The sequence below is a fragment of the Streptomyces kunmingensis genome (assembly GCF_039533535.1).
In the GTDB taxonomy this organism is placed as follows: domain Bacteria; phylum Actinomycetota; class Actinomycetes; order Streptomycetales; family Streptomycetaceae; genus Streptomyces; species Streptomyces kunmingensis.
The window spans coordinates 446,160-465,758 of record NZ_BAAATS010000001.1; the positions used below are offsets into that span (position 1 = coordinate 446,160).

Annotated in this window: 19 protein-coding genes; 10 read left to right on the forward strand and 9 right to left on the reverse strand. The window is 70.6% G+C overall.

The window, feature by feature from the left end; translation table 11 throughout:
* Positions 1–22: 22 nt before the first annotated feature.
* Positions 23–541, forward strand: a complete 519-nt coding sequence (locus ABD366_RS01980) for a SixA phosphatase family protein (protein ID WP_324772384.1) — start codon at positions 23–25, stop codon at positions 539–541.
* A 104-nt stretch (positions 542–645) separates the two neighbouring features.
* On the opposite strand, the gene serB is transcribed toward ABD366_RS01980, so the two are convergent.
* Complete coding sequence (gene serB, locus ABD366_RS01985; RefSeq protein WP_324772385.1) at positions 646–1,899, reverse strand: phosphoserine phosphatase SerB; 1,254 nt, start codon at positions 1,897–1,899, stop codon at positions 646–648.
* A gap of 95 nt (positions 1,900–1,994) precedes the next feature.
* The gene (locus tag ABD366_RS01990; RefSeq protein ID WP_344440941.1) at positions 1,995–4,013 is read right to left on the reverse strand and encodes a streptophobe family protein; all 2,019 of its coding nucleotides are present in this window, start codon (positions 4,011–4,013) and stop codon (positions 1,995–1,997) included.
* Positions 4,014–4,282: 269 nt separating this feature from the next.
* On the opposite strand from ABD366_RS01990, the gene ABD366_RS01995 reads away from it, so the two are divergent.
* On the forward strand, positions 4,283–6,841 hold the full coding sequence (locus ABD366_RS01995; protein ID WP_324768206.1) for an ABC transporter ATP-binding protein/permease: 2,559 nt from the start codon (positions 4,283–4,285) through the stop codon (positions 6,839–6,841).
* A gap of 146 nt (positions 6,842–6,987) precedes the next feature.
* On the opposite strand, the gene ABD366_RS02000 is transcribed toward ABD366_RS01995, so the two are convergent.
* From ABD366_RS02000 to ABD366_RS02010, 3 genes are all read right to left on the reverse strand, one after another.
* A complete protein-coding gene (locus ABD366_RS02000; RefSeq protein WP_324768207.1) occupies positions 6,988–7,737 on the reverse strand; it encodes a transglycosylase SLT domain-containing protein in 750 nt (249 codons plus the stop codon).
* Between the two features lie 319 nt (positions 7,738–8,056).
* Positions 8,057–9,139, reverse strand: coding sequence for an S-adenosylmethionine:tRNA ribosyltransferase-isomerase (locus ABD366_RS02005; RefSeq protein ID WP_324768208.1), 1,083 nt, complete (start codon positions 9,137–9,139; stop codon positions 8,057–8,059).
* The gene (locus ABD366_RS02010; RefSeq protein ID WP_324768209.1) at positions 9,136–9,834 is read right to left on the reverse strand and encodes an SDR family NAD(P)-dependent oxidoreductase; all 699 of its coding nucleotides are present in this window, start codon (positions 9,832–9,834) and stop codon (positions 9,136–9,138) included. Before ABD366_RS02010 ends, ABD366_RS02005 begins: the two co-directional genes overlap by 4 nt.
* Before the next feature lie 182 nt (positions 9,835–10,016).
* On the opposite strand from ABD366_RS02010, the gene ABD366_RS02015 reads away from it, so the two are divergent.
* The 4 genes from ABD366_RS02015 to ABD366_RS02030 all read left to right on the forward strand — a co-directional run bounded on the left by ABD366_RS02015 (position 10,017) and on the right by ABD366_RS02030 (position 12,700).
* On the forward strand, positions 10,017–11,162 hold the full coding sequence (locus ABD366_RS02015) for a GAF domain-containing sensor histidine kinase (RefSeq protein ID WP_324768210.1): 1,146 nt from the start codon (positions 10,017–10,019) through the stop codon (positions 11,160–11,162).
* Entirely contained in the window at positions 11,155–11,793 is a 639-nt protein-coding gene (locus ABD366_RS02020; protein ID WP_324768211.1) for a response regulator transcription factor, read from the forward strand. Before ABD366_RS02015 ends, ABD366_RS02020 begins: the two co-directional genes overlap by 8 nt.
* A 170-nt stretch (positions 11,794–11,963) precedes the next feature.
* Positions 11,964–12,209 carry a chaplin ChpE gene (gene chpE, locus ABD366_RS02025; protein ID WP_324768212.1) on the forward strand — a complete coding sequence of 82 codons (246 nt, stop codon included), beginning with the start codon at positions 11,964–11,966 and terminating at the stop codon, positions 12,207–12,209.
* Between the two features lie 251 nt (positions 12,210–12,460).
* Positions 12,461–12,700, forward strand: coding sequence for a chaplin (locus ABD366_RS02030; protein ID WP_324768213.1), 240 nt, complete (start codon positions 12,461–12,463; stop codon positions 12,698–12,700).
* 290 nt (positions 12,701–12,990) lie between these two features.
* Here ABD366_RS02030 and ABD366_RS02035 read toward each other — a convergent pair whose 3' ends face one another.
* Positions 12,991–13,773: a hypothetical protein gene (locus ABD366_RS02035; protein ID WP_324768214.1), complete on the reverse strand. Its 783-nt coding sequence runs from the start codon at positions 13,771–13,773 to the stop codon at positions 12,991–12,993.
* 169 nt (positions 13,774–13,942) lie between these two features.
* On the opposite strand from ABD366_RS02035, the gene ABD366_RS02040 reads away from it, so the two are divergent.
* The 3 genes from ABD366_RS02040 (at position 13,943) to ABD366_RS02050 (ending at position 16,307) form a co-directional block, all read left to right on the forward strand.
* Positions 13,943–14,740 (forward strand): ABC transporter ATP-binding protein, encoded by a 798-nt coding sequence (locus ABD366_RS02040; protein ID WP_324768215.1) that lies wholly within the window; start codon positions 13,943–13,945, stop codon positions 14,738–14,740.
* Between the two features lie 71 nt (positions 14,741–14,811).
* The gene (locus ABD366_RS02045) at positions 14,812–15,243 is read left to right on the forward strand and encodes an NfeD family protein (protein WP_324768216.1); all 432 of its coding nucleotides are present in this window, start codon (positions 14,812–14,814) and stop codon (positions 15,241–15,243) included.
* A 125-nt stretch (positions 15,244–15,368) separates the two neighbouring features.
* Entirely contained in the window at positions 15,369–16,307 is a 939-nt protein-coding gene (locus ABD366_RS02050) for an SPFH domain-containing protein (RefSeq protein ID WP_324768217.1), read from the forward strand.
* 93 nt (positions 16,308–16,400) lie between these two features.
* Here ABD366_RS02050 and ABD366_RS02055 read toward each other — a convergent pair whose 3' ends face one another.
* From ABD366_RS02055 to ABD366_RS02065, 3 genes are all read right to left on the reverse strand, one after another.
* A complete protein-coding gene (locus tag ABD366_RS02055) occupies positions 16,401–16,913 on the reverse strand; it encodes an HNH endonuclease (protein ID WP_324768219.1) in 513 nt (170 codons plus the stop codon).
* A gap of 186 nt (positions 16,914–17,099) precedes the next feature.
* Positions 17,100–17,636, reverse strand: a complete 537-nt coding sequence (locus ABD366_RS02060; protein ID WP_324768220.1) for a YbhB/YbcL family Raf kinase inhibitor-like protein — start codon at positions 17,634–17,636, stop codon at positions 17,100–17,102.
* A 66-nt stretch (positions 17,637–17,702) separates the two neighbouring features.
* Complete coding sequence (locus ABD366_RS02065) at positions 17,703–18,485, reverse strand: sporulation protein (protein ID WP_324768221.1); 783 nt, start codon at positions 18,483–18,485, stop codon at positions 17,703–17,705.
* Positions 18,486–18,619: 134 nt separating this feature from the next.
* Here ABD366_RS02065 and ABD366_RS02070 point away from each other — a divergent pair, with 134 nt between their 5' ends.
* Positions 18,620–19,261 carry a DNA-3-methyladenine glycosylase gene (locus tag ABD366_RS02070; RefSeq protein WP_324768222.1) on the forward strand — a complete coding sequence of 214 codons (642 nt, stop codon included), beginning with the start codon at positions 18,620–18,622 and terminating at the stop codon, positions 19,259–19,261.
* Positions 19,262–19,599 lie beyond the last annotated feature (338 nt).

Below are 19,599 nucleotides of genomic sequence, written 5' to 3' on the forward strand. Positions count from 1 at the left end.
GTTTCGTGCGAAGCTGGAACGCATGAGCGTCGCAGAACCCCGCAGGATTGTCCTTTTCCGGCATGCCAAGGCGGACTGGCCTCAGGTGTCCGATCACGAGCGTCCGCTCGCCGAGCGCGGACGCAAGGACGCCCCGATCGCCGGCCGCAAGCTGGCCGACTCCGGCATCGCCCTCGACCTGGCCCTCTGCTCGACCGCCGCGCGTACCCGTGAGACGTGGAAGCTGGCTGTCTCCGAACTTCCGGAGCGGCCCAGGACCGTCTACGAGGAGCGGATCTACGAGGCGTCCCCCGGAGAGCTGATCGCCGTGCTGAACGAGACGCAGGACGACGTCCGCAGCGCCGTCCTGATCGGGCACAACCCCGGCGTGCAAGGGCTCGCCGAGGTACTGACCGGCGAGGCCGAGCCGGAGGCCGCCCAGCGGATGAGCCGGGCCGGCTTCCCGACCGCGGCGTTCGCCGTGCTGTCCTTCCCCGGCCCCTGGAAGTCCTTGGAGCCGGGCGCCGCCAAGCTGCTCGACTACTGGTCGCCGAACAACTGAGAGCGCGTACGTACAACCGAGGGCGCGTACGTACAAGCGTGAAGGGGCCCGGCACCGCGGATCGGTGCCGGGCCCCTTCTTCACGTGAGGCGGAGCGTGCCGGCTCAGGCCTCCTGCGCGTCCGCCGCCTCGACCTCTTCGCGTGTGATGCCGAGCAGGTACAGGACCGTGTCCAGGAACGGCACGTTCACCGCGGTGTGCGCGGCCTCGCGGACCACCGGCTTGGCGTTGAAGGCGACGCCGAGCCCGGCCGCGTTCAGCATGTCCAGGTCGTTGGCGCCGTCGCCGATCGCCACGGTCTGCGCGAGCGGAACCCCCGCCTCCGCGGCGAACCGCCGCAGCAGCCGCGCCTTGCCCGCGCGGTCCACGATCTCCCCGGTGACCTTGCCGGTCAGCCTGCCGTCGACGATCTCCAGGGTGTTGGCCTGGGCGAAGTCGAGCCCGAGCCGCTCCCGCAGATCGTCCGTGACCTGGGTGAACCCGCCCGAGACGACGCCCACTTGGTAGCCGAGGCGCTTGAGCGTACGGATCAGCGTGCGGGCGCCCGGCGTGAGCCGCACCTCGCTCCTGACCTTGTCCACGACCGACGCGTCGAGCCCGGCGAGCAGCGCCACGCGCGCGTGCAGCGACTGCTCGAAGTCCAGCTCGCCGCGCATCGCCGCCGCCGTCACCTCGGCGACCTCGGCCTCACAGCCCGCGTGCGCCGCGAACAGCTCGATCACCTCGTCCTGGATGAGCGTCGAGTCGACGTCCATCACGACGAGCCGCTGCGCGCGGCGGTGGAGCCCGGCGGCGACGACGGCCATGTCCACGCCCAGCTTGGCGGCCTCGGTGGCCAGCGCGGTGCGCAGCGCTTCCGTCTCGGTGCCCGACACCGCGAACTCGACGGCGGTGACGGGGTACTTGGCCAGCCGGAAGATACGGTCGATGTTGCCGCCGGTCCTGGTGATCGCGGCGGCGATGACGGCGGTCGACTCGGCGGTGAGCGGATGCCCGAGCACGGTCGCCAGGGAACGGCCCACGCCGCGCGGCCGGTTGTCGCCGATGCCCGAGATGATCTCGGCCTGCATCCGCATGGACTCCGCCCAGCTGTGGACGGTGGCCCGAAGATCGCCCTCCAGACCGGCCGGGGGCTCGGTCACCAGGGCGCACAGGACGATACGGCCGCGCGTGACGACCTGCTCGATGTCGACGACATCGACGGAGTAGGCGGCGAGGGTGTCGAAGAGCCCGGCGGTGATGCCGGGCCGGTCCTTGCCGAAGATCTTGACCAGAAGGGTCGGGACGTCGGCCGGCACGGGCAGGTGTCCGTCGACGTGCGGGGCATCAGCGGGGTGCTGGGGCTGCGGAGCGCTCATGATGCTCACACGTTATCGGGCTTGTGTGCGGACGCGCGGCCCCGGTCCGCGTACCGGACAGGGGCGACGCCACCCCTGTCCTGCGCCGTCTTCCCTCAGCGTCCGTCCTTGTCCCCGCGCCGCCGCCGTCCGTCCCGGGTCGGTCCCGGAGGTGGTGGCGGCGGTGGCGGGGGCGGCCACCCGCCGTCACCACCGGGCCGCCGCGGCCCCGCCACGGTGGGGGCGCCGTTCGCACCGTCGTCATACGGGGGCGGCCCCACCCGGGGCCCGCCGCGACCTGGCTCCCGCCCCTGCTGTGGCTCCCGCCCCTGCTGTGACCCCTGCTCCGGTCCGGACGGCTCCTGCCCGGCCGGACCCTGCCCGGGCGGCTCCGACCTGGGCGGCTCGCGTCGGATCGGGTCATACGGATCCCTCCCGTACGTATCCCTCCCGTACGGATCCCTCCCGTATGTGTCTCGCCCGTACGGATCCGCCCCGGGCCTCCCTTGGCCGCGTGCACCGTCGGGCCCGTCCGGGCCGCCCGGGCCGCCCGAGCCGTACGGGTTCCCGTCGTACGGGCCCCCGTCGCGCGGGGTCTCGTCGTACGGGCGTCCGTCGTACGGCCCGAGGCCGTACGGCCTCAGATACGGGTTCGTGTCCGCGTTCGACGGCCGGAACGGGAGGCTCGTCCGGTACGGGCCGGCCGGTGCGGAGGACGGCTCCTGCGACGCGGCGGCCCCGTCCGCGTCCCCCGCCGGGGCGGCCTGCGCCGCCACCCGCCGCCCCGCGGTCCCGCTCGCGCAGGCGAGGAGCGCCCCGGCCGCCCCGGCCCCCGCGCCCCACGCGGCGCCGAGCAGCAGTGCCATCCCGAGATTGCCGTGCAGATCGATGCCCGCGTCGAACGCGTCGAATCCGAGGACCGACAGGGACGCGTTCGCCGAGATGTCCGTCAGCCACACCAGGAGCGGCAGCGCGAGCGCCGTCACGACACCGAGCCGCAGCGCGCAGCGCCCCGCGAACCCGGCCGCGCCCTGCCCCGGCGCCCGCGGCGTCCGCACCGCGGTGAGCACCCCGGCGAACAGCATCATCAGAGCTGTCGCGATCGCCAACAGCCATACCCTGTTGTCGAGTTCGGCCAGTCGGCCCAGGGTCACGGGCCGGTCGGACGTAACCCTGAGAAGATCGTCCAGCGGGTCGGGGAGCAGCTTCACGAGCTCACCCGAGGCGTTGCCGTCCCAAGGCACGAAGAGGCCGAGCGGCACCCCGAGCCACGTCCCGTTGGGCGCGCCGAGCAGCGCCGCGCCCGCGATCCGCTTCGGATGGTCGTCGCCGATCATCGCGTACGCCGCCGCGGCCAGGCCCGCGAGGACCGTCACCAGAAGGACCGCCACGAGCGCCGACGCGGCCGGCCGCACCATCCGGTGCACCGGCGCGAGGGCGCGCGGCAGGGGAGTGCGGCGCGACGCGAGCAGCGCGATCAGCAGCACCCCGATCACGAAGGCGGCGCCGCCGAGCAGCGTCGCGCCCGTCTGCACCGTGAAGCCGACGGAGGCCTTCGCGTCCGCGAGGTCGCCGAGCCGGTCGGGGAGCAGCCCCCCGATCCCACCAGGCAGTTTGTCCTCGATGTCGTCCGGCAGGCCACCGGCGCCCGGAATGTCGTTCAGCCCCAGCTTCGAACCGTCAATCGTGATGAGGTCGTGACCCGCCCAGACGAGCCCGCCGAGCATCGCCACGAAGAGCACCATCACGGCTCCCGCCCGGGCCACCAGTTCGCCGGGAGCGACCTCAACTCCCCGCGCCCGCAAGGAACGTAGGAAGAACCAGCTCAACAGGAGCGCGCCCACGAGGCTCACGCCCAGTGGCGTGACATCGATCGCGGTGTTCGCCTGCGCGCCGTCCAGACCAAAGGCCGACACGTCACCGGAGGGCGTCACGCGCCCGCCGACGCCGACCGCCACGACCGCGGCGGTCATCGGCCCGAGCGACCCCGCGGAATCCGCCCCCAGCAGATGCAGACCGAGCGCCGCGACGCCCGCCATTCCGATGAAAGCCCAGCTCACCGCGGCGATGGCCGAAAGTAGTACGTCGCCGACGGGCACGCCGCGGCGCCGAGTCGTGTCGTGGCCGGTCTCCATCAGGACCCCCCGATCCGTACCGCGTCGCCCCTGATACCCCCTTTGCGCATGATCCGTAGGGAGTTGTAGGCGCTTACCACTCTCCGGGGCCGTATCTGCCACGTCAACGGCGCGGGCGCCGGGGGAGTCCGAGAGTCTTCACAACCCCTGACGCAAGGCCCGACTTTCGGTCACGGGGCCGTTCCTGAAATAGTTCCTCACGATGTTCGACATCCCTAGACTCCCCATGACGGGGCACAACTTCGGGGGACAACTCAGTGGGGCATGGAGTGCCTGAACTCGTATTGGAACTGAACGGCAGGACCTGGACGCTCGATCCGTCCAGGCCTTACACCCTCGGCCGCGATCCGGGGGGAGATGTCGTGCTGGAGGACGCCAGGGTGTCCTGGCGCCACGCCACGATCAGCTGGGGCGGCCGGAGCTGGGTCATCGAGGACCACGGCTCGACCAACGGCACCTTCGTGCAGGGCCAGCGGATCCACCAGATGGAGATCGGCCCGGGCTCGTCGGTGCACCTCGGCAACTCGACCGACGGTCCGCGCGTGAACGTGCAGGGCAGCAGCCAGGCCGCCGCCGTCGCCTCGCCGCACCAGGCGCAGCAGCAGGCCGCGGGCCTCACGCAGCCGCCGCCGCCGCACCAGCAGCCGCATCAGCAGCCGCAGAGCGGTGCGCCGGGCTGGCAGCAGCAGGCCCCGCAGCAGCACCAGCAGTCGCAGATGCCTCAGCAGCAGCAGGCGTGGCAGCAGCAGCCGCCCGTGCAGAAGGTGCCGAACCAGCAGGGACCCGGCGGCGTCGCGGGGGCCCCGCCGGTCTACGGCGACCGCAGCCCGACCACGTTCCACCAGCTCGCGCTCGGCCGCGTCATGCGCATCGGCCGCGCCCTGGAGAACGAGCTGGTCGTCTCGGACCTCCAGGTCTCGCGCCTGCACGCCGAGTTCCACGCGACGCCCGACGGCCGCTACGAGATCCGCGACCTCGGCTCGCACAACGGCACGTACGTCAACGGTCAGCCGATCGCCAAGGGCGGCTCCCAGCTGCTCGGCCCGAACGACATCGTCGGCGTCGGCCACTCCACGTTCCGCCTCGTCGGCGACCGGCTCGAGGAGTTCGTCGACACCGGTGACGTCTCCTTCTCCGCGCGCCATCTGACGGTCACCGTCGACGGCGGCAAGCAGATCCTCAAGGACGTCTCCTTCGGCGTCCCGGAGAAGTCGCTGATCGCCGTCATCGGCCCCTCCGGCTCCGGCAAGTCGACGCTCCTGAAGGCGCTCACGGGCTACCGCCCCGCCAACCAGGGTGACGTCCTCTACGACAACCGGAACCTGTACAAGCAGTTCGCCGAGCTGCGTCAGCGCATCGGTCTGGTCCCGCAGGACGACATCCTGCACAAGGAGCTGACCGTCAAGAAGGCGCTCAAGTACGCCGCCAAGCTCCGCTTCCCCGCGGACACCAGCGAGCAGGAGCGCCAGCAGCGCATCGACGAGGTGCTGCGCGAGCTGAAGCTGGACATCCACAAGGAGAAGAAGGTCACCTCCCTCTCCGGTGGCCAGCGCAAGCGCGTCTCCGTCGCCCTGGAGCTGCTGACCAAGCCGTCGCTGATCTTCCTGGACGAGCCGACCTCGGGCCTCGACCCGGGCATGGACCGCGACGTCATGCAGCTGCTCCGCGGTCTCGCCGACGACGGCCGCACGGTCCTCGTCGTCACCCACTCCGTGGCCGAGCTCGCGATCTGCGACAAGCTCCTCGTGATGGCGCCGGGCGGTTCGGTGGCGTACTTCGGCCCGCCGGAGGAAGCGCTCAACTTCTTCGGCTACGAGACCTGGGCCGACGTCTTCTCGGCGTTCGAGAACTACCGGGACTACGACTGGGCGGGCCGCTGGAAGGGCTCGCAGCACTACCAGATGTACGCGGCCGACATCGACGCCGTGGCCGCGCAGTCGGTGCAGATGCCGCCGCCCGCCGCGATCAAACCGCCCAAACCGCAGCCCTGGGCCGCCCAGCTCATCACGCTGATCCGCCGCTATGTGTCGGTGATCGCGTCCGACAAGGGCTTCATGGGCCTCATGGTGATCCTGCCCGCGGTCCTGGGCGTCGTCTCCGTGGTCATTCCGGCCGATTTCGGTCTGGCCCCGCCCAAACCGCCGTCGAAGTTCAACGGTGACGCGGGCACGATCATGCTGATCATCGCGGTCGGCATGTGCTTCTCGGCCGCGGCCAACTCGGTCCGTGAGCTGATCAAGGAGCGGGTCATCTACGAGCGGGAGCGCGCCGTCGGCCTGTCCCGCTCCGCGTACCTGATGTCCAAGGTCATCGTCCTCGGTTTCATCACCGCCATCCAGGGCGTCATCATCTGCGCCATCGGCTTCGCCCCGCGGGACCTTCCCAAGGAAGGCCTGCTGATGCCGCCGGCGCTCGAGCTGTGCATCTCGATCATCGCGCTCGGCTTCACCTCGATGATGTTCGGCCTGGTCATCTCCGCGCTGGTGAAGACCTCCGAGAAGACGATGCCACTGCTGGTCATGTTCGCCATCGTGCAGGTCGTCTTCACCGGCGTCCTCTTCCAGATCTACGGATCGATCGGCCTGGAGCAGTTCGCCTGGCTGATGCCGTCCCGCTGGGCGATCGGCGCCGCCGGAGCCACGCTCGACCTGTCCCACCTGATGCCGCCGTGGGACCTGAAGAAGCCGAACGACCTCGACCCGCTGTGGGAGCACTCGGTCACCCAGTGGGGCATCAACCTGACGGTCCTGATCGCGCTCGGCGTGATCTGCGGCTTCGCGGTCGCCCGCCTGCTGCGCCGCCACGAGCCCGAGGTCATGCGCAAGTAAGCACACCCGTCACACCCGTGACACCCGTAGGCCAGTGAAGGGCGGCACCCTCGTCGGGGTGCCGCCCTTCACTGGCATGGGGGTTCAGCGTGTTCCGGACCCAGAGGTCCCGTCAATGCGTCTCAGTACGCGCCGCTCACCGAGGCTCAGTACGCGCTGCTCACGTTGTCGATCGAGCCGTACGTGTGGGCCGCGTAGTTGGCGGCGGCCGTGATGTTGGCGACCGGGTCGTAGATGTTCGTCGAGGTGCCGTCGACGTGGTACGCGTCGAAGGTCGGCTGGATGACCTGGAGCAGGCCGATCGACGGCGTGCCGTTCTGGGCGTTGACGTCCCAGCCGTTGATGGCGTTCGGGTTGCCGGTGGACTCGCGCATGATGTTGCTGTAGAGCCCGTTGTAGCTGCCCGGAATGCCCTTGGCCTGCATGATGTCGAGCGACTGCTTGATCCAGCCGTCCAGGTTGTTCGCGTAGACCGGCTTGCGCGCGGCGGCACGGGAGGCGGCCTCCTGGGCCTCGCGCTCCTTCTTGGCCTTGGCGTCCGCCTCGGCCTTCGCCTTCGCCGCCGCGTCGGCCTTCGCCTTGGCCTCGGCGTCCGCCTTCTTCTTCGCCTCGGCCTCCTGCTGGGCCTTGATCTTCGCGGCGGCCTGCTTGGCCTTCTCCGACGCGCTGGCCTGCTGGTCGGTGACGCTCGCCTGCACGTCCTTGATCTGCTGGGTGCCCGCGCTTGTCGTGTAGGTGACCGGAGCGGAGGAGACCGTCTCGGCCTGGGCCTGCGTGTCCTGGCCCGGTACCAGCGTCACCGCGAGAGCCGCGGCGCCGAGAGCGGCGACACCGGCCATCGAGGCCTTGTGGACGCGGGTCAGCTGACTATGGCCGGGGAAGCTGTACTTGGACATGGGAGACGGGGACCTCTCGAAGAACGGGGCCGCTCGCCGACCGGACCGGACGGGCTGTGTTTGGGACACGAACGCCGTGGGTAAACCCGGTCGGCGCTGAGCGACGGAGGCCATTCTTAGCGGCCGCAAAATTCCGTGGCAAAGGTGTGACGTACGAAGCCGGGTAGTGGGCCGGGGCCGCGAAAAAGGGGGCCGGAAGCCGTCGCGCGACTCCCAGCCCCCGCACAGCCTCGGGGTTCAGCTCCTGTGCTGTTCCACTAGGGCCCTTCGTACGTGATGTGCGCCCTATGCGCGGCGTCACATCCGGTCACTGCCGTTCTCACGCGCGGTTGCCTTCGCAACGCACAGCGTGAGGCCTCTCCTCCGGAAGGATGAGGTGCACGTCCCCGAACTCGTGCCAGAGGTAGAGCCCCCGCACCGCCTCCTCGTACGTGCGGCTCACCGCCGCCCGCCCGGCGATCGCCTCCAGCATCAGAAGATGGGACGCCGCCGGCTCGTGCAGCCCGGTCAGCAGCCCGTCCACCGCCCGCACCCCGCGCTCCGGCGTCACGACGAGCCCGGTCCAGCCGCGCGCCGCCCGCACCGCCCCGTCGGCGCCGACCGCCGACTCGACGGCCCGCACGGCGGTCGTCCCCACGGCCACGACCCGGCCCCCGCCCGCCCGCGCCGCGTTGATGAGCCGGGCCGACGCGCCCGGCACCTCGAAGCGCTCCCCATAAGGCGGCTCGTGCGCCTCCGCCGACGCCACTCCCGTATGCAGCGTGATCGGCGCGAACTGCACCCCCCGGCTCACCAGCCGCGCCACCATCGCCTCCGTGAAGGGCCGCGCCGCGCTCGGCATCTCGGCACTGCCCTCCCCGTCCGCGTACGGCAGCGCGAACACCGTCTGGTAGGCGGACAGCGGCTGATCCCGCTCCGTGTACGCGTACCGGATCGCCCGCCCGTGCCGCCGCAACAGGGCCGGCACGTCCCCCTCCACCCGCGCCCACCACAGCCGCCCCGAATCCGCCGCGACAGGCTCGTCATATACGAGCCTGGAGCCACCGGGGAGCGACACCTGCGCACCCGCCGGGCCACCCGCGCGCGGGTGCGTGGTGCCGCGCCCGTCCGGATCCCGCAGCTCGACCGCCCAGCGCCCGTCGTCACCGCGCGTCGAGAAATGCACGACCACGCGCGCGTGGCCGAGCACCCCGTCCACGGCGGCCGCCAGCGTGGGCGAGGTGTTCACGACGAGCAGATCGCCGGCCCGCAGCTCGCCCGGCAGCTCGGCGAACCGGCGATGAGCGACCTCGGTGCCGCGCGACACCAGAAGACGCACGGACGACCTGTCCCGTCCCGGCCCCCGCCGCTCGGCCGGCACCCGCGCCGACAACTCCTCCGGGACGCGCAGCGCGAGCGTCATCGGGACTCCAGCAAGGAAGGGGCCGCGTACCGCCCGCTCGGGGGCCGCTGCTCCACAAGGCGCAGAAAAGCGGGGACCACGTCGTCGGGGTGCGGCACCGTACTCGGATCCTCGTCCGGCTCCGCGGCCGCCAGCATGTCCGTACGCATCGCGCCCGGATCCACGGCCCACACCCGCAGACCGGGCTCCTCCACCGCGAGCACCGCCGACAGCTGGTCGAGAGCCGCCTTCGTCGCGCCGTAACCGCCCCACGTGCCGTACGCCTCCGCGGCCGCGTCCGAACTCAGGTTGATCACCGCCCCGGCCGGTGCCTCGCGCAACAGCGGCAGCGCCTCCTGGAGCAGCCCGAGCGGCGCCACCACATTCACCTCGAGGGCCGCCCGGAAGTCGTTCAGCGGGTGCTGCTCCAGCGGCACGAGGGGCGCCACCCCCAGCACCCCCGCGTTGTTCACCAGCAGATCCAGGCCGCCCAGCTCCCAGGCCGCCGCGATCAGCTCGACCCGGTGCCCGCCGTCGGAGACATCACCCGGCAGCGCCCGTACCGTCCCACCCCCCTTGCGCAGCGCCGCCGCGACCTCCTCCAGCGGCTGCGCGGACCGCGCGTCCAGGACGAGATCCCAGCCCCGCTCGGCCAGCGCCGTCGCCAGCGCCCGCCCCAACCCCCGGGACGCCCCCGTGATGATCGCTACCGCCATGACAACCGTCCCCTCGCTCCGCCGACCCTGCGTACTGCCCTCAACGTAGGAACCCGAAGGGCGGAGGCACCTCGTGCGCGGGCCGCAACACCGCAGGGCCCTTCGGCCTACGCCCACGGCCCTAGGCGACTGCCGCCACAGGTCCGATCCGCGCTGTCACACCCCGCCGGTACGGTGACGGCATGAGTCACGGCCCCCGGACAGGACTGGCCGCGGTGAGCGCCGCGTTGCTGGCCATGAGCAGGCACCTCGAGGTGCGCGACGTCCTCAAGACGATCGTCGCCTCGGCGCGCGAACTGCTCGACGCCGAGTACGCGGCGCTCGGGGTGCCCGACGACCACGGCGGCTTCGCCCAGTTCGTCGTCGACGGCGTCAGCGAGGACCAGTGGAAGGCCATCGGCCCCCTCCCGCGCCAGCACGGCATCCTCGCCGCGATGCTGCGCGAGGCACGGACGGAGCGCCTCGCCGACGTCCGCAAGGACCCCCGCTTCGAAGGCTGGCCCTCCGCCCACCCGGACATGTCCGACTTCCTCGGCCTGCCCGTGAAGGACGGCGACGAGACGATCGGCGCGCTCTTCCTCGCGAACAAGAGATGCCCCAAGCCGCAAGGAGGCTGCGGCTTCACCCAGGAGGACGAGGAACTGCTCGGCATCCTCGCCCAGCACGCCGCGATCGCCCTGACGAACGCCCGGCTCTACGAGCGCAGCCGCGAGCTCACCATCGCCGAGGAGCGCTCCCGCCTCGCGCACGAACTGCACGACGCCGTCAGCCAGAAGCTGTTCTCCCTGCGTCTGACCGCCCAGGCCGCCGCCAAGCTCGTGGACCGCGACCCCGCACGCGCCAAGGACGAGCTGCGGCACGTCGTCGAGCTCGCCGCCGAGGCCACGGAGGAACTGCGCGCCGCCGTCGTGGAGCTGCGCCCCGCCGCCCTCGACGAGGACGGCCTGGTCGCCACACTCCGTACGCAGATCCAGGTCCTCGACCGCGCCCACACGGCCCGGGTCACCTTCGCCACCGGCGGCATCAGAGCCCTCCCCGCGGCCCAGGAGGAGGCGATGCTGCGCGTCGCCCAGGAAGCCCTGCACAACGCGCTGCGCCACTCCGGCGCGGAGCACGTCCGGGTGACGCTCGACAAGCGCGGCGCGGGCGCGGCGCTCCGCGTCACCGACGACGGCACGGGTTTCGACACGAAGGCGATCCGCCGTGCGGGACGCCACCTGGGCCTGGTCTCCATGCGCGACCGGGCCGGCGGCGTCGGCGGCCGGCTCACAGTGGAATCGGAGCCCGGCAAGGGCACCACGATCGACATGGAGGTCCCCGGTGGCTGAACCGATCAAAGTGCTCCTGGTCGACGACCACCAGGTCGTCCGCCGCGGCCTGCGGACGTTCCTGGAGATCCAGGACGACATCGAGGTCGTCGGCGAGGCGGCCGACGGCGCCGAGGGAGTCGCCCGGGCCGAGGAGCTGCGCCCCGACGTCGTCCTCATGGACGTCAAGATGCCGGGCATGGACGGCGTCGACGCGCTGCGCAAGCTCCGCGAACTGGCCAACCCCGCGCGCGTGTTGATCGTGACCAGCTTCACCGAGCAGCGCACCGTGGTCCCGGCCCTGCGCGCCGGAGCCGCCGGTTATGTGTACAAGGACGTCGACCCCGATGCCCTGGCCGGCGCCATCCGCTCCGTCCACGCGGGCCACATCCTGCTCCAGCCCGAGGTGGCGGACGCCCTGCTCTCCCAGGAGGTCAGTGGAGGCCAGGGGAGGGGCGGTTCGCTCACCGAGCGGGAGCGCGAGGTCCTCGGCCTGATCGCCGACGGCCGGTCGAACCGGGAGATCGCCCGCGCCCTCGTCCTCTCCGAGAAGACGGTCAAGACCCATGTATCGAACATCCTGATGAAGCTCGACCTGGCGGACCGCACCCAGGCCGCCCTGTGGGCCGTACGGCACGGAGCCGCGGGCTGACGAACCCGCTCCGGCGCACTACTGGACCCCGGCGGGGGCGGTTCCCGTCCGGTCAGAGATTCATACTGTCGTGTATGTGTCCTCCATTCGGCGCAACCTGCCGGACCCCGGCGCGTTCTCCAGTGCGTGCTGCGGCGGCTGGCCGCGGCAATCGCAAGGAGGAGCTCGAAGTGAAGAACCTGAAGAAGGCCGCGGCTGTCACCCTCGTCGCCGGTGGACTGCTCGCCGCCGGTGCCGGTCTCGCCTCCGCCACTGACGGTGCGCACGCGGACGGCGCGGCCGTTCACTCGCCGGGCGTCGGCTCGGGCAACCTGGTGCAGGCCCCGATCCACATCCCGGTGAACGCCGTGGGCAACAGCGTGAACGTGATCGGCGTGCTGAACCCCGCCTTCGGCAACGCCGGCTTCAACGGCTGACACAAGCTCGGAGCCTGTTGAGAGACAGGCTCGCAGGGTCCCCGGACCCACCGGCCTCTCGGGTGCGCCCCGGGGGGCCGGTCCGTTTGTCGGCCCAACTCCCCACCGCAACCCGGCAGTCGGACTCCCAGGGCTGTTGATCCGATCGGGCGTATCCCGCCGTCGACCCGTTCCCTTCGCCCGGCCGCGACGTTGCTCACCGTGCGGCTCGCCTTTGGGGCCGGAACGCACCATCTGGAGGAACACTTCATATGAACATCGCCAAGAAGGCCGCTCTGGCCGTAGCCGTCGCCGGTGTCGCCGCGGGTGCCTCGGCCGGTGCCGCCGTCGCCGACGCGGGGGCCGAGGGCGCGGCCACGTCGTCCCCGGGCGTCATTTCGGGCAACCAGGCCCAGGTGCCGGTCCACATCCCGGTCAACGTCGTCGGTGACTCGATCAACGTGATCGGCCTGCTGAACCCGACCTTCGGCAACCCCGCGGCGAACGACTGACATTCCTCCGCCGAGCAGGCGCACCGGAGCCCCGCGGACCCCGGCCCGCGGGGCTCCGGCATGTCCACGCCCGGTGACCCGTGAGACCGGGCCGCCCGGTCAGAGCCTGTGTCATTCCCCGTCCGGGCGCGCGGCGTCTGGCACGCCCTCCCCCAGCCTTCGGCCGGGGGAGACCCCCAGCCGCGTTGCCGAAACGCCCACGTGGCTCCGCCACGATGGCGCTCCGGCGCCTTGCGATCGCACGCACCAGACGCCGCGCGCTGATCCGACCGGGCTTATGACACAGGCTCTCACCCCCGCTGCCGCTCCTCCACGAACGCGTTGTACGCGGCGACCTGCGCCCGCCTGGCCGTCCGCTCCACCGGCCTGAGCGCCACCGCCCGAGCCCCCATCTCCGACGCGCTCACCGCCCCGCCGTGACCGCTCTCGTACGCCACATCGACGAGCATCCCCACCCGCTGCGCCAGCTCAAGGACGCGTACGGCCCGCGGCGGATACCCGGGGGCCAGCGCCTCCCGGCCCCGCTCGGCCCGGGCCCGGTACGCGTCGATGGCCGCCTCCGCCATCGGCCCCGACCCCGCCACATCCAGCCGCGTCAGCACCTCCGTGGCGTCCCGCAGGGCTTCCGCCAGCTCCCGCTCGGCCTCACCGAGCGAGGGCACGTCGGCCGGCGGCGCCTCCCGCACGGGCAGGCAGTGCCACAGCACCTCGGCATGTACATCGCCGTCCGGCCCGGCCTCGTACACCTCGGGGATCAGACCGAGCGCCGCCCCGAAGCAGACCACCGCCTCCTCGGCGTCGACGGCCCGCGCGTTGAACTCCGGCGGCCCGCTCAGCCCCAGCGGATGCCCCGGCGCGGGCAGCGCGACCCGCAGTCCGACGACCCCGAGGGCCCGCAGCCGGCCGAGCGCCAGCGTCAGTCCGACGGGGCCCGCCTCGCCGGGAATCCCCTCGACGCGGTGCACCGCGTCCTCTCCGACGATCGCGAGCACCGCGTCGTCAGGCGCGACAAGACCGGCAAGAAGGGCATTTCCCCATGCCGCAAGACGTCCAGAGCGTGGTTCCGAGAGCATGAGCCCCACCATAGAAGCCCCGGGGGACGCCAAAACCCCGGCCGATGGAATGGACCACGGGACCAGTGGCGTAGGTTTTCCCTTTGGGGGCTGCGTCCAGCGCCGAACAAGCCGAACCTTCACGGACGCACGAGAGACGGCCGAGACTGCAATGGGAGACAACGCGCTCATGAGCGATGTGCTGGAGCTGGAGGACGTATCCGTGGTCCGCGAGGGCCGGGCTCTGGTGGACCAGGTCTCCTGGTCGGTGAAGGAGGGGGAGCGCTGGGTCATCCTCGGACCCAACGGCGCCGGCAAGACCACCCTCCTCAACATCGCCTCGAGCTACCTCTTCCCGAGCAGTGGCGCCGCGACCATCCTCGGCGAGACCCTCGGCAAGCCCGGCACGGACGTGTTCGAACTGCGCCCGCGCATCGGCATCGCCGGCAACGGCCTCGCCGAGAAGCTGCCCAAGCGCCAGACCGTCCTGCAGACCGTGCTCACCGCCGCCTACGGCATGACGGCCGGCTGGCAGGAGAGCTACGAGGACATCGACGAGCAGCGCGCCCGCGCCTTCCTCGACCGCCTCGGCATGAGCGAGTACCTGGACCGCAGGTTCGGCACGCTCTCCGAGGGCGAGCGCAAGCGCACCCTGATCGCCCGCGCCCTGATGACCGACCCCGAACTGCTCCTCCTGGACGAGCCCGCCGCCGGCCTCGACCTGGGTGGCCGCGAGGATCTCGTACGCCGCCTCGGCCGCCTCGCCCGCGACCCGATCGCCCCCTCGATGATCATGGTCACGCACCACGTCGAGGAGATCGCCCCGGGCTTCACTCACGTGCTGATGATCCGTCAGGGCAAGATTCTCGCCGCGGGCCCCCTGGAGCTGGAGCTCACCTCCCGCAACCTCTCCCTCTGCTTCGGCCTCCCGCTGGTCGTCGAGCAGCGGAACGACCGCTGGACCGCGACGGGTCTTCCCCTGGGCTGAGGTGCCGGTTTCGGCCCGGCGGGCCGATCGTCCCCTGTCGGCACGGCCGTCCGCGGATCTACCATGACCGTGTGGCAGACATAGACGCATGGGTGTGGTGGCTGATCGGGGCGGCCGCGCTCGGAATCCCGCTCGTGATCACCGCCATGCCCGAGTTGGGCATGCTGTCCGTGGGCGCCGTCGCCGGCGCCGTGACCGCAGGACTCGGGGGAGGTGCGGTCCTCCAGGTCGTGGTCTTCGCCGTCGTCTCGTGCGCGCTGATCGCCGTCGTCCGACCCATCGCCGTACGCCAGCGCGCCGAAAAACCGGTACTGGCCACGGGCATCGACGCCCTGAAGGGCAAACAGGCCGTCGTGGTCGAGCGCGTCGACGCGAGCGGCGGCCGGATCAAACTCGGGGGCGAGATCTGGTCGGCCCGCACCCTCGACGAGGCCGCGGTGTACGAACCGGGCCGGCAGGTCGACGTGGTCGAGATCGAGGGAGCGACGGCGATCGTCATGTAGCCCGCGGGTCGCGTGAACTCGCCACGCCACATGGGCGGTTCTGACAGACTCGACCAGCACGATCTCATGATCTTCCGGCGTGACGGCGCCGGGAGGACAACGGTACGAAGGGCACAGGAGACGCGATGTCAGCGATCATCATCGTCCTGATCATTCTGGTGGTGTTGGTCTTCATCGCCCTGATCAAGACCATCCAAGTCATCCCGCAGGCGAGCGCGGCCATCGTGGAGCGGTTCGGCCGGTACACCCGCACCCTGAACGCGGGTCTGAACATCGTCGTCCCCTTCATCGACTCCATCCGCAACCGCATCGACCTGCGCGAGCAGGTCGTCCCGTTCCCGCCGCAGCCGGTGATCACGCAGGACAACCTCGTCGTCAACATCGACACCGTCATCTACTACCAGGTGACCGACGCGAGGGCCGCGACCTACGAGGTGGCCAGCTACATCCAGGCCATCGAGCAGCTCACCGTGACGACCCTGCGCAACATCATCGGTGGCATGGACCTCGAGCGGACCCTGACCTCCCGCGAGGAGATCAACGCGGCGCTGCGCGGCGTCCTCGACGAGGCCACCGGCAAGTGGGGCATCCGCGTCAACCGCGTCGAGCTCAAGGCGATCGAGCCGCCCACCTCCATCCAGGACTCGATGGAGAAGCAGATGCGCGCCGACCGTGACAAGCGCGCCGCGATCCTCACCGCCGAAGGTATCCGCCAGTCCCAGATCCTCACGGCCGAGGGTGAGAAGCAGTCCGCGATCCTGCGGGCCGAGGGTGAGGCGAAGGCGGCGGCACTGCGCGCGGAGGGCGAGGCGCAGGCCATCCGTACGGTCTTCGAGTCCATCCACGCCGGAGACGCGGACCAGAAGCTCCTCGCCTACCAGTACCTCCAGATGCTCCCGAAGATCGCCGAGGGTGACGCCAACAAGCTGTGGATCGTCCCCAGCGAGATCGGCGACGCGCTCAAGGGGTTGAGCGGCGCCATGGGCAACTTCGGCCCGATGGCGGGCGCCCCTACCCCGGCCGCCCCGGCGAAGGAGCGCCGGGAGCAGCCCAACATCGACTGAGGGCCTGTCTTCGAACTTCTGTCGACCGCTGACACAGGAACGGGCCGCCGACCATCAGGTCGGCGGCCCGTTCCGATGTCCGCTACGGCCGTTCTACGCCGCCACCTTCTGCTGTCCCAGCCATCCCGGCAGGTCCGCCCGGCCGTCCGCCCCGAGGGACAGCAGCATCGCATCGGCCGGCGTCGGCTCGAACGGCTGCCTGAGCAGCGGCATCCCGGCCTGCTCCGGCGTCCGGTCGGCCTTGCGGTGATTGTCCTCGGCGCAGGACGCCACCGTGTTCAGCCAGGAGTCCGCGCCTCCCTGCGACCGCGGCACCACGTGGTCCACGGTCGTCGCCCGCCGCCCGCAGTACGCGCACCGGTGCTGGTCCCGTACGAGCACCCCGCGCCTGGACCATGGCGCGCGTCTTCGGAACGGCACCCGGACGTATCTACAGAGCCTGATCACCCGCGGCACCGGTATGTCGAGCGCCGCTCCGCGCATCCGCAGCTCGGGGTGGGCCTGCTCCACGACGGCCTTGTCCTGAAGCACCAGCACGACGGCTCGGTTCAACGTGACTGTCGAGAGCGGTTCGAAGCTCGCGTTCAGCACCAATGTGTCCCGCACCCTGCCCACCTCCCGTACGCAACGGATCACCCCTCGGCGTCCGTGCGTCAACTCTGGCCGCGCCCGCCGAGATGGACAACGCAATAAAAAATGCCCGCCTCTGATCACTTCCAAGACCAGAGACGGGCAAACGTTCGGTGAACGACAACTCTCAGTGCGCTGTGTGCGCCCCGTGCGCTCCGTGCTTCACGCCGGAGCCGCGTACTCGGCGAGCACCTGCGCCCGCGCGAGCGTGTGGAACCGGAGATTGAACCCGACGGCGGCGGGCGACGTGTCGGAGTCGATTCCGAGCTTCTCCTGATCCACCGCGTACACGGTGAAGACATAACGGTGCGCAGGGTCCCCGGCCGGCGGCGCGGCGCCGCCGAACTCCTTCGTCCCGTAGTCGTTGCGCACCTGTACGGCGCCCTCGGGAAGGCCCTCGAACTTGCCGCTGCCCGCACCCGCCGGCAGCTCGGTCACCGAGGCCGGGATGTCGAACACGGACCAGTGCCAGAACCCGCTGCCCGTCGGCGCGTCCGGGTCGAAGCACGACACGGCGAAGCTCTTGGTCTCCGCCGGGAAGCCCTCCCACCGCAGCTGCGGCGAGGTGTTCCCGGCCGCGTGGACCTGAGCGTCGCCGAGCACTCCACCCGGCTCGAAGTCCTCGCTCACCACGGTGAACGACGGCACCTGCGGATGAAAGTCATGCGGCAACGGCGCCCGCTCGGGCTGCTCGGTCACGACGACACCTCCTGAGTCACGGGTTCTGCACTGTCCCGGGTTCTACGGAATCCGGCCTCTGAAACCCTAGAACCAGTTCTTCCGGCTGCCGACCTCCGACAGCCACTGGTGCAGGTACGCGGACCAGTCGGTGCCCTGGAAGTCGTGGTGCCCGACGACGAACGAGCGGAACGTGTCGCTGCCCTCGCTGAAGAGGCCCGGCTTCTTGTCCATCTCCAGGACGACGTCCATCTCCCGGTCGTCGGCCACGAAGCTCAGCTCGACCTGGTTGAGGCCCCGGTACTGCTGCGGCGGGTAGAACTCGATCTCCTGGTAGAACGGCAGCTTCTGCCGCGTGCCCCGGATGTGCCCACGCTCCATGTCGGCGCTCTTGAAGCGGAACCCGAGCCTGATGAAGGCGTCCAGGATCGCCTGCTGCGACGGCAGCGGGTGCACGCTGATGGGGTCCAGGTCACCGGAGTCCACGGCGCGGGCGATCTCGAGCTCGGTGGTCACCCCGATGTTCATCCCGCGCAGCGGCTGCCCGTCGATCGTCGTGACCGGCGTCTCCCAGGGGATCTCGAGGCCGAAGGGCACCGCGTGCACCGCGCTGGCCTGCAACGTGAAGGCGCCGCCGAGCCGCACCTTGGTGAACTCGATGTCCTGCTTGGTCTCCTGGTCGCCGCCCTCGACCTCGACCCGCGCCTGCAGTCCGACGGACAGTCCCTCGATCTCCTGGTCCACGGATCCGCCCTGGATCCGGACCTCACCCTGGACGACACCACCGGGTACGACATTGGCCTCGGTCAGCACCGTCTCGACGGACGCCCCGCCCGCACCCAGACTTGCCAACAGTCGCTTGAAGCCCATGACTCGATCTCCTCCGTAGGTGAACCGTGATCTCGCGATGACTGAACCTGCTGGTCCTGCTGACTACAAACGCGGTACACCGGCGCCCGGTTCCGCGCGTGCCGAGCCCGCCCGTTCCGTTACCCTCGGACGGCATGATCGCGGCCCCTGACCGTACGCCCCTGACCCGCAAGTTCTTCGACCGCCCTGTACTGGACGTCGCCCCCGACCTCCTGGGCCGCACCCTGGTGCACCACACCGACGACGGCCCGATCGAGCTCCGCCTCACGGAGGTCGAGGCCTACGACGGCGCGAATGATCCGGGCTCGCACGCCTATAGAGGACAGACCGCCCGCAACAGCGTGATGTTCGGGCCGCCCGGCCATGTGTACGTCTACTTCACGTACGGCATGTGGCACTGCATGAACCTCGTCTGCGGCCCTCCGGGTACGGCCAGCGGGGTCCTCCTGCGCGCCGGCGAGATCACCGAGGGCGCCGAGTTCGCCCGCAAACGTCGACTATCGGCCCGTAAGGACACAGAACTGGCCAAAGGCCCGGCCCGTCTGGCCACAGCCCTGGCGGTGGACCGTGCCCACGACGGCACGGACGCCTGCGCCCCCGGGAACTCCCCGGTAGAGATCCTGCACGGCACACCGGTCCCCGCTGACCAGGTACTCAGCGGCCCGCGTACCGGAGTCGCCGGCGACGGCGGGGTCCATCCCTGGCGTTTCTGGATCGCCAACGACCCCACGGTGAGCCCTTATCGGGCCCACACCCCCCGCCGCCGCCGAACTTGACGCGGTCTTGCGGGATCCGTAATGTAGCCCGAGCCGCTTGACCGGGTATGGCGTTCAGCCAGCAACCGGAAGCAGCCAAACCACTATCTACAACCTCCCTCACCGGGTCCTTTTCGGCGTGCCCGCATGCCGAAATTCGAACTCGCGAAACTCAATTATGAGTTGCTGAGGGAATCGGTTAACGTAGTGGACACGCCGAAAGGCAAGGCCCTCCAACGGCCACCGGAAATGAAATTCTGAACCGGAAACGGAACGGAAAACGGATCTGGTAAGGTTGGAAACGCAAGACCGAAGGGAAGCGCCCGGAGGAAAGCCCGAGAGGGTGAGTACAAAGGAAG

Excerpts from the sequence above, each read along its gene's own strand:
- ABD366_RS02035 (WP_324768214.1), bottom strand. The coding sequence starts at position 13,773 with ATGCTCTCGGAACCACGCTCTGGACGTCTTGCGGCATGGGGAAATGCC.
- ABD366_RS02010 (WP_324768209.1), bottom strand. The coding sequence starts at position 9,834 with ATGGCGGTAGCGATCATCACGGGGGCGTCCCGGGGGTTGGGGCGGGCG.
- ABD366_RS02065 (WP_324768221.1), bottom strand. The coding sequence starts at position 18,485 with ATGGGCTTCAAGCGACTGTTGGCAAGTCTGGGTGCGGGCGGGGCGTCC.
- ABD366_RS02030 (WP_324768213.1), top strand. The coding sequence starts at position 12,461 with ATGAACATCGCCAAGAAGGCCGCTCTGGCCGTAGCCGTCGCCGGTGTC.
- ABD366_RS02050 (WP_324768217.1), top strand. The coding sequence starts at position 15,369 with ATGTCAGCGATCATCATCGTCCTGATCATTCTGGTGGTGTTGGTCTTC.
- ABD366_RS02005 (WP_324768208.1), bottom strand. The coding sequence starts at position 9,139 with ATGACGCTCGCGCTGCGCGTCCCGGAGGAGTTGTCGGCGCGGGTGCCG.
- ABD366_RS02040 (WP_324768215.1), top strand. The coding sequence starts at position 13,943 with ATGAGCGATGTGCTGGAGCTGGAGGACGTATCCGTGGTCCGCGAGGGC.
- ABD366_RS01990 (WP_344440941.1), bottom strand. The coding sequence starts at position 4,013 with ATGGAGACCGGCCACGACACGACTCGGCGCCGCGGCGTGCCCGTCGGC.
- ABD366_RS02000 (WP_324768207.1), bottom strand. The coding sequence starts at position 7,737 with ATGTCCAAGTACAGCTTCCCCGGCCATAGTCAGCTGACCCGCGTCCAC.
- ABD366_RS01980 (WP_324772384.1), top strand. The coding sequence starts at position 23 with ATGAGCGTCGCAGAACCCCGCAGGATTGTCCTTTTCCGGCATGCCAAG.
- serB (WP_324772385.1), bottom strand. The coding sequence starts at position 1,899 with ATGAGCGCTCCGCAGCCCCAGCACCCCGCTGATGCCCCGCACGTCGAC.
- ABD366_RS02015 (WP_324768210.1), top strand. The coding sequence starts at position 10,017 with ATGAGTCACGGCCCCCGGACAGGACTGGCCGCGGTGAGCGCCGCGTTG.
- ABD366_RS02070 (WP_324768222.1), top strand. The coding sequence starts at position 18,620 with ATGATCGCGGCCCCTGACCGTACGCCCCTGACCCGCAAGTTCTTCGAC.